The following is an 11,537-nucleotide window of genomic DNA, read 5'->3' on the forward strand; positions in this document are numbered from 1 at the left end:
CGGGGGTGACGGCAGGGCCCGCCCGTTTCGTAGCGTCGACCCTACCACCGCGTGAATTCCTTCACGCGGAAAACGGACATGTGGCAAGGAGGCCCCAGGACTCATCCGACGACCCACCACTCATCCCCGGGAATCGACTACATCGCTGTCGAGGAATCGGACGGATTTCAGGGATTGCGGCGTCTGCAGCGCTCGTTCATCTTCCCGATGGCCGGGTTCTTCCTCGTCTGGTATTTCGCTTACGTGGTGCTGGCCGCATTCGCGACGGACTTCATGAGCCAGCGCCTCTGGGGTGACATCACCGTCGGCCTTCTCCTGGGGCTCGGCCAGTTCGTCACCACTTTCGTCATCACGATGGCCTATGTGTCCTTCGCCAATCGGCGCCTCGATCCGATCGCGACCGGAATTCGTGAAGAACTCGAGAAGGCGGAGACGAAGGCATGACCACGACGCCCCTGTCCGCCGAGGCGGTCCAGAACGACCCGGTGCTGAACATCGCGATCTTCGGCGCATTCGTCGCGGTCACCCTGTTCATCGTGATCCGCGCGAGTCGCAACAACAAGACCGCCGCCGACTACTACGCAGCCGGTCGATCGTTCAGCGGCACGCAGAACGGCTTCGCCATCGCCGGTGACTATCTGTCGGCCGCGTCGTTCCTCGGCATCTGCGGAGCCATCGCACTGAACGGGTATGACGGGTTCCTCTACTCGATCGGATTCCTCGTGGCGTGGCTCGTCGCGCTTCTGCTCGTCGCCGAGATGATGCGCAACACGGGGAAGTTCACGATGGCCGACGTGCTCTCGTTCCGCCTCAAGCAGCGGCCCGTGCGCATGGCGGCTGCTCTCACGACCCTCGCCGTCTGCTTCTTCTATCTGCTCGCGCAGATGTCGGGTGCGGGCGGACTGGTCTCCCTGCTGCTCGGCATCGACGACAGGCTCGGCCAGTCGCTCGTGATCGCGATCGTTGGCGTGCTCATGATCGTGTACGTCCTGATCGGAGGCATGAAGGGCACGACGTGGGTGCAGATCGTCAAGGCGGTGCTGCTCATCGCCGGTGCCCTCGCGATGACGCTGTGGGTTCTCGCGCTGCATGGCTTCAGCCTGAACACGCTGCTCGAGAGCGCCGTCGACAATTCGCCCAACGGTGAGAAGATCCTCGGCCCCGGTCTGCAGTACGGCGCGAATCCGCTCGACTTCCTCTCACTCGGCATGGCACTGGTTCTCGGCACCGCCGGTCTGCCGCACGTGCTGATGCGCTTCTACACCGTGCCCACGGCGAAGGAGGCGCGACGATCGGTGGTCTGGGCGATCTGGCTGATCGGCGGGTTCTACCTGCTGACGCTGGTGCTCGGCTACGGGGCCGGCGCGCTCGTCGGACCGGAGCGGATCGCAGCAGCGCCCGGCGGGGTGAACTCCGCGGCACCCCTGCTCGCTCAGGCGCTGGGCGGCCCGCTGCTGATGGGCTTCATCTCGGCGGTGGCATTCGCGACCATCCTCGCGGTCGTCGCGGGCCTGACGATCACCGCAGCGGCATCGTTCGCGCATGACATCTACTCGAACGTGATCAAGCGCGGCAAGGACGGCTCGGGCACGGCCGACCCGAACGGCGAGGTCAAGGTGGCCAGGCGCACGGTCATCGTCATCGGAGTGCTCGCGATCGTCGGCGGCATCGGCGCCCAGGGGCAGAACATCGCCTTCCTCGTCGCGCTCGCGTTCGCCATCGCCGCATCCGCGAACCTGCCCACCATCCTCTACTCGCTGTTCTGGAAGCGCTTCAACACCCGCGGCGCGGTGTGGAGCATGTACGGCGGTCTGATCGCGGCCATCGGTCTCATCGTGATCTCGCCGGTGTTCTCGGGCAACGACAAGGCGATGATCCCTGGAATCGACATCGTCATCTTCCCGCTGAACAATCCGGGCATCGTCTCGATCCCGCTGGGCTTCCTGCTCGGCTGGATCGGCACGATCACGGCGAAGACCGCCGAATCGCGTGCTCTCGCCGCCGAGATGGAGGTGCGCTCACTGACCGGCTTCGGCGCGGAGAAGGCGGTGGATCACTAGGTCTCTCCCCAGAGATACCCGAATGCTGCGTCCCCAGCGCGGCGGGAGCGGAGCCCGGCGGCCTACACGCCGGGCTCCGCTTCGTTCGGCATCTCCCGCGGGAGATCACCTCCCGCCGCGTCCCCAGCGCGGCGTGGCTCACGACCCGGTCGCAGAAGCGTCGCGCTCGAGATCCAGCAGATATCGCTTGCGCTCGGGATGCGCTCCGTAGTGGCCGGGGGTGCCGTCGGAGCGGATCACGCGGTGCACCGGAACGATCACGGACAGCGGCGTCACCCGGCATGCCGTGCCGACGGCACGGGCGGCGCCGGGGCTGCCGGCGACTACCGCGACCTCCCCGTAGCTCATGGTCTGACCCCACGGGATGCCGCACACGGCGTGCAGCGCCGACCGGGTGAATCCGTCGACCAGGCGCCAGTCGAAGGCGAAGCGCTCGTCGAATCGCACGGGCCCGCCGTCGAAGTACTCGTCGAGCGCCGCCGTGAGCTCATCGGCGATGCCGGGTGCCGGCACGGGCGTCTCGCCGATGCGTCGGCTGACGCTCTCGAGAAGCCACGGCACCCGAGGATCCGCCGATTCCGACAGGTCGAAGCTGACGATCCCGGCATCCGAGAAGACCGCGAGGGCGTCGCCGAACGGCGTGGGTGCGAAGTCGTAGCGATAGCTCATGCCCCCATCCTGCTCTCCCTCCTCACCGCGGGGCCTCGCGATCTCGGTGTCGGTGGACAACCCGGATAAACCGCCCGGCTGTGCAGGGAGATACCGGGGAACAGGCGGAATCGTCGCGAAACGGCCGGGAATACCGCCGGTCGCGCCGGTCGCGCCTAGGCTTGCCGTGTGTGGCGACGAGAGGCGAAGGATGCTGAGCGCGCGACCCAGCCGGTCGCGGTGACGCTCGGCGATCTCAGCGACTCGTCGACCGGGGTCGGCATCGCGCACGCGGCCGAGGAACGACGCACCAGTCTGCGCGCACAGGCGGCCGATCTGGGCGGAGCGTCGCCGCTGATCAGCTTCGTGGATGCACCCGAATCCGTCATCGACATCTCCCGGGCACATCCCGGCAGCCTGCCGCAGTTCATCACCGGACGCTCCACGCTGCTGTCGAACCTCTTCCGTGACGAGGTGGGGCTGCGCACCGCGCGGATGGCCGCCGAGCGCATCACGGCGCGCAACACCGAGTTGCGCACGGTGCGCGGCATCGACGCCGTGCGCCTCGCGGTCGGCATCGCGCGGTGGCGCATCGGCGGCGCGCAGTTCGCCGCCCCCGTGCTGCTGCGTCCGCTGGCCATCCGGCGTCATCACGCCGACTTCGAGCTGAAGCTGCACGGCCGCTTCGAGGTCAACCCCGAGCTGGTGCGCGTCGCGCGCGAGCACTTCGGGATCGAGCTCGACCCGGCCGGTCTGGCTTCCCTCGCCTACGACGGCGGCATCTTCAAACCGCAGCCGGTGATCGATCAGCTCCGGGCGCTGACCCGCTCGATCGACACGTTCGCCGTGAACCCGCGCCTGGTCGTGTCGACGTTCGCCGATGTCGCCGATGCCATGGTGCGCGACATGGTCGACCTCGACCACCCTGTGCTCAACGCGCTCGCCGGACACGTCGGTGACCGCGAGCAGGTCACCGCTCCTCGCGAACTGCCCGCCGCGTCGGGGCCCGATGATCGAGCCCCCGCCTCGGAGAGCCTTCTGCTCGACGCCGACTCCGAGCAGGAGGAGGTGCTCGCGCGCATCGCCGCCGGGCACTCCCTGGTCGTCTCGACACTGCCGGGCACCGGCGGCACGCAGACCGTCATCAACGCACTGGGCGCGTTCGTGCGCTCCGGCCGGCGCGTTCTGGTCGTCTCCGCCCGCAGGTCGACGCTCGACGGCGTGCGTCATCGCCTCGCCGGCGTCGGTCTCGACGCGCTGGCCGTGTCACCCAACCGCGCACGTCGCGACCTCATCACCGCGATCGCCCGCAGCGAGAAGGCAACGCAGCCCAAGGCCGCCGAGCTCGACGAGGCGCTGGTGCGTCTGCGCACCGTGCTCCGCGACTACCGCGGGGCGCTGGGCGAGCCGGTGGGGCGCACCGGGGCATCCGTTCTCGACGCGACCAGAGAGCTCGCTCGACTCGCCGCCCTCCCCGTGCCGCCGTCGACCGGAGCGCGGCTGTCGATGGCGACGCTCGAGAAGCTCGCCGGAGACCGCAGCGACGCGGCGCAGGCGCTCACACGTGCGGCCAAGCTGGGTGAGTTCCGCTTCGGACCCGACGACTCGCCCTGGTACGGCGTCAGCTTCGACAGCGCTGAGGCCGCCCAGCATGCCCACGAGCTGGCGGGACGGCTGCACGGATCCGCGGTGCCCTCGCTTCTCGAGCGCGGATACGAGCTGATCGCGCAGACGAGCATGCGGCCGTTCGGCACGATCGACGAGCTCGGCGAGTACGTGCGGCTGCTGCAGGGCATCCGGGATTCGCTCGACCGGTTCAGCCCGACGGTCTTCGAACGACCGCTCGGCGAGCTGATCCAGGCGCACGGCTCGCGCCGCGACGCGCCGGGCATGTCCTCGGCCAACCGGCGCAGGCTCAAGAAGCTCGCTCGCGAGTACGTCCGCCCCGGCGCGCACGTTTCGGAGATGCACGAGGCGCTGCTGCGCATCCAGCAGCAGCGCACGCAGTGGCAGCGCTACGTCGAGGCGGGCGTCGCGCCGCAGGTGCCGCTCGGGCTCTCGGACGTGCACGTCGCGTGGCAGCGGGTGTCGGCCGAACTCGCCGACCTGGATCGCGCGCTGGGGCGCCGCGAGCCGCTCAACTCCCTGCCCGTCGCGCGTCTCGTGCGCACGCTCTCCGGCCTCGCCGCGAGGTCGGCAGTGTTCGACAATCTCGTCGAGCGCACGCAGATCCGCGATGCCCTCGCCGGTCTCGGTCTGCGCCCGCTGCTCTCCGACCTCTCGGTGCGGCACGTGCCCGAGGAGCGGGTCTCCGCCGAGCTCGAGTTCGCCTGGTGGCAGTCGCTGCTCGAGCGGGCCCTGCAGGACGACCGATCGCTGCTCGGCGCCAACACCGCGGTGGTCGATCGTCTGGAGCGCGATTTCCGCCTCGTCGACGAGGCGCACACCGCGATGGCAGGTCCGCTGCTGGCCTGGAACCTGGCCAGTCAGTGGCGCATCGCGATCGTCGACGAGCCGGATCAGGCCGCGCATCTTCGTCAGGCGCTCAAGTCGGGTGAGGCGACGACGGCCGAGATCGTCTCGGCGGCACCGGATCTCACCCGCGTGCTCGCACCGGTGTGGATCGCGTCGCCGTACGAGGTGCCGCTGATCCCCGAGTCGGTCGACTTCGACGCCGTGCTGCTGGTGGATGCCGCGGCCGTGAACCTCGCCGAGACAGCGCCGGCGATCCGCCGTGCACGCCAGATCGTCGCCTTCGGCGACCCGGTCACCCAGCGCCCCACGCCGTTCCTCGTCGCCACAGTGCCCGACGTCGAGTGGGAGCCGGAGGTGGACTTCGACGACGTGTCGGTCTTCGAGCGCCTCGCCGAGCTCTTCCCGGTCATGACGCTGACCCGCAGCTACCGGGCCGGCGGCGAGGACCTCGCCGAGCTCATCAACGACGCGTTCTACGGCGGCGAGATCGTGTCGCTGCCGTGGGCGGGGTCGTACCTCGGCCGCGGCAGCCTCACCGTCGACTACGTCGAGGGGGGAGTCGGCACGCCCGACCCCGATTCGGGTGCGGTCGAGAGTCCGGATGCGGAGGTCGCCCGCGTCGTGACGCTCGCTGTCGAGCACGCCATTCACCGCCCGACCGAATCCCTCATGGTCGTCACCGCGAGCCGCAGGCACGCGGAACGGGTGCGGGCAGCCGTGGCATCCGCCTTCTCCGGACGCTCCGACGTGGCCGATTTCGTCGGCCGCGACACGGCTGAGCCGTTCGCCGTGCTCACGCTCGAGGAGTCGGTCGCGGAGAGCCGTGACCGCGTGATCTTCTCGCTGGGCTTCGGACTCACCAAGCACGGCCGCGTGCTCAGCGACTTCGGCGACCTCTCCCAGCAGGACGGCGAGCGACTCCTCACCGTCGGGATGACGCGGGCGCGCCGCTCGATGGTCATCGTGTCGTGCATCCGGCCGTCGGCCTTCGACGAAGGACGACTGGAGCACGGCGCGTCGACCCTGATGTCGATCCTCGGCGGGCTCGCGGCCCGCGGCCGCGACGCGCGCCTCGAGGATCTGGCCGACCCGCTGACCCTGGCGCTGGCCCGCGAACTGCGCCGTCTCGGCGCCTCGGTCGACGTCGACTACCGCGGACTGCTGCCGCTGGTCGCGCAGCACGACGGACGCGCGGTCGTCATCGAGTCCGATGCCGAGATGCGCGGGGAATCGCTGCGCGAGAGTGTGCGGCTGCGCCCGCAGGTGCTGCGCCGGCTGGGCTGGCACTACGTGCGCGTGCACGCGTTCGACCTCTACAGCGATCCCGCCACCGTCGCCCGCCGCATCGCCACCGTGCTGGGTATCGACGAGGATGCGGTGCGCGCCGAGAACGACACCCAGCCCTTCGATCTCGATGGATGACGAGCGTCAGCGGATCGTGCGCGTCGCCGGATCGCGTCGCGCGAAGCTGACCCGCGTCGAGGGCACGACCTCGGACCCGCACACGAAGGATGAGCCCTCGGTGCCGCCGTCGGGGGATCGGGGACCGAACGACGAGCGCATGCTGCGCGAGGTGCCCCCGCACTACTGAGCCCCCGGGCCCTGCTGAGCCCCCGGGCGCTACTGAGCCCCCGGGCACTACTGAGTTGGGGCTGGCGCGCGAGAACGGCCCGCCCCCGGAGGGACGAGCCGTTCTCGCGTTCAGTGATCAGCGGATGCCGGCGTCGCGCCGCATGAGATCGCGGATCTCGATGAGCAGCTCCTGCTCGGTGGGCAGGGTCTCCTCTTCGACGGCCGGGTTCTTGGCGGCCTTGCGCTCCTTGTACTTGTTCATCGGCACGACGAACACGAAGTACACGACGAGCGCCACGGCGAAGAAGCTGATCACGGCCGAGATCAGCTCGCCGATCGGGAACGTCACCGTATCGCCGTAGATGTTGTCGACCGTGAATCCGAACTTGCCGGCCTCATCGGCTTTGAAGACCAGTGCGACGAGAGGGGTGATGATGCTCGACACGACAGCGCTCACGATGGCGGTGAACGCCGTGCCGATCACGACCGCGACCGCGAGGTCGATGACATTGCCCTTGGTGATGAATTCCTTGAATCCCTGGATCATGGACGTGCCCTTCGTTCGCTTCGGCCTCACTTCGAAGCCGTGGCCTTCGCGGGCGCCGGGGCGGCGCTCGTCGAGGATTCCGTCTTCGATGATGCCGAACCGGAGGCCGGGGCACCAGCGCTTCCTCGAGAATCGGTGCGATAGAAGCCCGAGCCGTTGAAGGTCACTCCGACCGTCCCGTACTGCTTGCGCAGAGCCCCGCCGCACTCCGGGCAGAGGGTGAGGGACTCCTCTGAGAAGGACTGCACGGCGTCGAAGCGGTGGTCGCACGCGGTGCACGCGTAGGCGTAGGTGGGCATGGAATGCTCCTGTCAGTTCCGCGCGGGCGACAGCGTGATGGTCTGCGTCGGGGTGACGATGCCATCGACCGGCTGGTCGTGCACTTCGCGCGGCAGCGAATCGAGTACCTCGGAATCATAGATCACCGCGTACACGGGCGGGCGGCCCTCCATCGAACCGAGGGTCTTGTCGAAGTACCCGCGTCCCCAGCCGAGACGCGTGCCATCGCGGTCGACGGCGGCGGCGGGGATGAGCATCAGGTCGACGTCGTTGACGGCGATCGGCCCGAGCACCTCGCCGGTCGGCTCGGGCAGCCCGAACAGCCCCTCGCCGACCGTCTCGGAGTCGTCGGCGACCGCCCAGTCGAGCAGCCCGTCGGCTCGGCTGATCGGAAGCAGCACCCGGATGCCGCGGCGCACGGCATCCCGCACGAAGGGTCTGGTGCCCGGCTCGGTCGTGGTGGAGAGGAAGCACGACACCGATCTCGCTCCGTGCGCGGCGAGAAGAGCGTCGAGCTGCGCGGAGAGCCCGGCGGCTGCCTCGTCGCGCTGCGCCTGGGACAGGATCTGACGACGTTCACGCAGTTCGGCGCGCAGCGCGCGCTTCTGCTGTTCTGCTTCGCTCCGCATGCCCCCGATCATACGGGGGTGATTCAGGCACCCCACCGGTCGGCGGAGGGGGCCCCGCGACTAAGCTGAACCGCATGAGCACCATGAAGGCGGTCATCCCCGCCGCGGGCCTGGGAACGCGGTTCCTCCCGGCGACGAAGGCGATGCCGAAGGAGATGCTCCCGGTCGTCGACAAGCCGGCCATCCAGTACGTGGTGGAAGAGGCGGTCGCCGCCGGCATCCACGACATCCTCGTCATCATCGGTCGCAACAAGAACGCGATCTCTGATCACTTCGACTCGGTGCCCGAGCTCGAGGTGCGCCTGCAGGCGAAGGGCGACCACGGGCGCCTCGAGCGGGTGATGAAGTCCAGTGATCTCGCAGACATCCATTTCGTGCGGCAGGGTGAGCCGAAGGGGCTGGGGCACGCCGTGCTGCGGGCGCGCACGCACATCGGCGACAGCGCTTTCGCCGTGCTGCTCGGCGACGACCTGATCGATGAGCGCGACCCGCTGCTGACCGAGATGATCGCGACGCACGAGCGCACCGGCGCCGCCGTCATCGCGCTGATGGAGGTCGACCCTGCGCAGATCCATCTGTACGGCGCCGCTGATGCGCGGGCCACTGATGTCGACGGCGTGGTCGAGGTGCACGGGCTGGTCGAGAAGCCCGCACCGGAGGATGCGCCCTCGAAGCTCGCGGTGATCGGCCGCTACGTGCTGCCGGCCGCCATCTTCGACATCCTCGAGCGCACCGAGCCCGGCAAGGGCGGTGAGATCCAGCTGACCGACGCGCTGCAGGAGCTCGCGGCCGACCGCGACGGCCCCGGCGTGGTCGGCGTCGTCTTCGGCGGACGCCGTTACGACACGGGAGATCGGGCCGACTACATCAAGGCGATCGTGCAGCTCGCCGCCGACCGCGACGACCTCGGCGAAGAGCTGCGGCCGTGGCTCAAGCGGTTCGCGGCCGGTCTCTGACCGGGGGAGAGACGATGTCGAACGACATCCTGCCCGCGATGAGCTACGGACCCGTGGTCCTGCGACTCGTGAAGCCGCGCGACGCGAGGGTGCTGCAGCGCGAGCTGCTCGAGAACCGCTCCTGGCTGCAGCCTTGGGAGGCGACGATTCCGGGGGGCAGTGCGGGCTTCGACATGCGAGCGGCCATCCGCCGGCTGCTGCAGCAGCATCGCGACGGCGCGGGGTACCCGTTCGTGATGGAGTACGACGGCGAGGTCGCCGGGCAGCTCAACATCTGGGGCGTCGCGCGCGGCTCGCTCGCCTCGGCCACCATCGGGTACTGGGTCAGCGAGCGGTTCGCGGGGAGAGGCATCACTCCGACCGCGGTCGCGATGGCGACGGATGCGGCGTTCGGCCAACTCGGTCTGCATCGGATCGAGATATGCATACGTCCCGAGAACCGCGCCAGCCTGCGGATCGTGCAGAAGCTCGGATTCCGCTACGAGGGGATGCGGCGCCGCTACATCCACATCGACGGGGATTGGCGCGACCACCACGCGTTCGCTCTCACGCAGGAGGAGGTGCCCCGCGGGGTGCTGTCCCGCTGGGTGAACGGTGAAGTGCCCTTCGGAGCGGCGCTGCCTCCGCACGATGAACTGCAGGGCTGAAGGGCGCGACACACGCGCGGGAATGAGCGGGCCTGAGCTCGGCCGCGCGCTACCGTGGTGAACATGGATGGGCCGGTGCTGAGCGGGGGCGTGATCGTCCTCGTCGCCGTGCTGCTCTGGGGTCTCTACTTCGTGCCCAGCTGGCGCGGGCGACACCAGTACTACGCGGCGGAGCGCAACGCGGTGCGGCTGAATCAGGCGCTGCGGGTTCTCGCCGAGACCAGCGAGACCCCCGACGAGGTTCGTCTCGAGCTGACCGCGCGCACCGCGCTCGCCCAGCAGCGACTCGCTAAGCGCGTGCAGGCCGAGAAGGAGAACGCCGAGCTCGAGCGCCTTCGCGAAGAGCTCGCCGCCACCCGTCGCGATCCCGTGGTGCGTCAGGCGCGTGCGCGCCGCCGCACGCGACTCGCTGCGACCGCATCCCTCGTCTCCGCGCTGGTCATGCTCTTCGGCGGCGTCTGGCAGATCGTCGCGACCGGGGGGTGGATGCTCGCCGCCGGGGGAGTCGTTCTCGCTGCGCTCGCGACGGCGGTGCTGGTCCGCATGGCGCAGGTCGCCGGTCGGAGTGCCCGTCGTCTGGAGCGTCCCACCGCCGCACCGGTCACCGAACGCGTGTCGCCTCCGCTGCACGATCAGGGACCGGCGGTATGGACGCCGCGCGCGCTGCCGCAGCAGATGGTCACCGTCGCCGGCTCCCGGGCCCAGACGGCACAGGCGGAGATCGACGCCAGGGCCGAGCGTCAGCGTGCGGCTCGGCGTGCCGAGCTCCGTCGTCGCGCCGAAGAGCTCGCGCCGCCGGCGCCCACCGCGCTGCCCATCGCGCCGGCCGCCGCGGAGGCATCGCCGTACGCGGGCATGGGCGTCGTCGATGATGCCGAGATCGAAGCGCATGTGCGTCAGCTGCTCGCGCGGCGAGCAGCCGGCTGACCGCGTGATAACCTGAACTCTGTTCACGGGCCTATGGCGCAGTTGGTAGCGCGCCTCGTTCGCATCGAGGAGGTCAGGGGTTCGAATCCCCTTAGGTCCACATCGTGACAGAGCCCCCGCACTGAGGTGCGGGGGCTCTGTCGTTTCCCGGTCGGCGTACCGTTCACCGATCGCACGCTCCGGGCGGCCCGACGATCGAGGTCACGGATCCGTTCGGGAACGCGCTGCGCTTCTGCGGGACCGCTGCCTGATCCAACCGGACCCGCCACCCTGTCTGTCGGGCGTCTCCCCTTCCGGAGCCAAGGCCGGCCACTCGCTGCGACGCCGGGGAGAGCGGCCGGCGCCCGGTGCGACACGCCCGGGGGTGGGTGGTGATTTGCCGGATGCGTGGGATCGGCGTAACTTATTACTTGTTCGCCCCAAGCGGTTGAGCGGAAGGCCTGAAGGGCCTGGCTCCCCTCCAAGTAGTGAACCACCCACCTCCAGCATGATGAACCATGGTTCGTGGTGCGGGTCTTTGGCCCGGGGAGTGTGGTCATCCCAGTCGGGGTTGTCGATTTGACAGTCTCGCCGGATGGATTAGGCTGGAGAAGTCGCCTCGGAAACGGGGCGAGGATCTGGTTCTGGTCTTCTCGGCGTGTCGGTTTGACAGTCGGGCCGGGATGGATACGATTGTGAAGTTGCCCTGCGCTTCTCGCCCTGTGGGGGTGGGTGTGCGGGTGCGTCCGATCCTTGAGAACTCAACAGCGTGCACTTGTCAAATGCCAAATTATCCTCGTCCAACCCTTGTGGGGGTT

Annotated in this window: 11 protein-coding genes and 1 tRNA gene; 8 read left to right on the forward strand and 4 right to left on the reverse strand. The window is 69.1% G+C overall.

The genetic code is table 11. From position 1 onward, the window contains the following. Positions 1 to 78: 78 nt before the first annotated feature. Both ACWGSM_RS06610 and ACWGSM_RS06615 read left to right on the forward strand, forming a co-directional pair. Positions 79 to 444, forward strand: a complete 366-nt coding sequence (locus ACWGSM_RS06610) for a DUF485 domain-containing protein (protein WP_452322143.1) — start codon at positions 79 to 81, stop codon at positions 442 to 444. Continuing rightward, positions 441 to 2,060: a solute symporter family protein gene (locus ACWGSM_RS06615; protein ID WP_452322128.1), complete on the forward strand. Its 1,620-nt coding sequence runs from the start codon at positions 441 to 443 to the stop codon at positions 2,058 to 2,060. Before ACWGSM_RS06610 ends, ACWGSM_RS06615 begins: the two co-directional genes overlap by 4 nt. A gap of 138 nt (positions 2,061 to 2,198) precedes the next feature. Here the strand turns inward: ACWGSM_RS06615 and ACWGSM_RS06620 are convergent, their stop codons facing one another. Then, complete coding sequence (locus ACWGSM_RS06620; protein ID WP_452322129.1) at positions 2,199 to 2,729, reverse strand: methylated-DNA--[protein]-cysteine S-methyltransferase; 531 nt, start codon at positions 2,727 to 2,729, stop codon at positions 2,199 to 2,201. 168 nt (positions 2,730 to 2,897) lie between these two features. Between ACWGSM_RS06620 and ACWGSM_RS06625 the strand changes: the two genes are divergently transcribed. Both ACWGSM_RS06625 and ACWGSM_RS06630 read left to right on the forward strand, forming a co-directional pair. Continuing rightward, on the forward strand, positions 2,898 to 6,605 hold the full coding sequence (locus tag ACWGSM_RS06625; protein WP_452322130.1) for an AAA family ATPase: 3,708 nt from the start codon (positions 2,898 to 2,900) through the stop codon (positions 6,603 to 6,605). Then, positions 6,598 to 6,774 carry a hypothetical protein gene (locus ACWGSM_RS06630; RefSeq protein WP_452322131.1) on the forward strand — a complete coding sequence of 59 codons (177 nt, stop codon included), beginning with the start codon at positions 6,598 to 6,600 and terminating at the stop codon, positions 6,772 to 6,774. The genes ACWGSM_RS06625 and ACWGSM_RS06630 overlap by 8 nt, the downstream gene beginning before the upstream one ends. A gap of 117 nt (positions 6,775 to 6,891) precedes the next feature. On the opposite strand, the gene mscL is transcribed toward ACWGSM_RS06630, so the two are convergent. The 3 genes from mscL to ACWGSM_RS06645 are packed head-to-tail and all read right to left on the reverse strand — an operon-like array spanning position 6,892 to position 8,210. Next, positions 6,892 to 7,302, reverse strand: coding sequence for a large conductance mechanosensitive channel protein MscL (mscL, locus tag ACWGSM_RS06635; protein WP_452322132.1), 411 nt, complete (start codon positions 7,300 to 7,302; stop codon positions 6,892 to 6,894). A 26-nt stretch (positions 7,303 to 7,328) separates the two neighbouring features. Next, on the reverse strand, positions 7,329 to 7,601 hold the full coding sequence (locus ACWGSM_RS06640) for an FmdB family zinc ribbon protein (protein ID WP_452322133.1): 273 nt from the start codon (positions 7,599 to 7,601) through the stop codon (positions 7,329 to 7,331). 12 nt (positions 7,602 to 7,613) lie between these two features. Next, complete coding sequence (locus ACWGSM_RS06645) at positions 7,614 to 8,210, reverse strand: 5-formyltetrahydrofolate cyclo-ligase (protein WP_452322134.1); 597 nt, start codon at positions 8,208 to 8,210, stop codon at positions 7,614 to 7,616. Positions 8,211 to 8,293: 83 nt separating this feature from the next. Between ACWGSM_RS06645 and galU the strand changes: the two genes are divergently transcribed. The 4 genes from galU (at position 8,294) to ACWGSM_RS06665 (ending at position 10,840) form a co-directional block, all read left to right on the forward strand. After that, on the forward strand, positions 8,294 to 9,166 hold the full coding sequence (gene galU / locus ACWGSM_RS06650; protein ID WP_452322144.1) for a UTP--glucose-1-phosphate uridylyltransferase GalU: 873 nt from the start codon (positions 8,294 to 8,296) through the stop codon (positions 9,164 to 9,166). A 38-nt stretch (positions 9,167 to 9,204) separates the two neighbouring features. Next, positions 9,205 to 9,813, forward strand: a complete 609-nt coding sequence (locus ACWGSM_RS06655) for a GNAT family N-acetyltransferase (protein ID WP_452322145.1) — start codon at positions 9,205 to 9,207, stop codon at positions 9,811 to 9,813. Between the two features lie 63 nt (positions 9,814 to 9,876). Then, positions 9,877 to 10,740 carry a hypothetical protein gene (locus ACWGSM_RS06660; protein ID WP_452322135.1) on the forward strand — a complete coding sequence of 288 codons (864 nt, stop codon included), beginning with the start codon at positions 9,877 to 9,879 and terminating at the stop codon, positions 10,738 to 10,740. 27 nt (positions 10,741 to 10,767) lie between these two features. Continuing rightward, positions 10,768 to 10,840: transfer RNA gene (locus tag ACWGSM_RS06665), tRNA-Ala, on the forward strand. Positions 10,841 to 11,537: the final 697 nt, after the last annotated feature.

This window comes from Microbacterium sp. NPDC055521 (assembly GCF_053619695.1).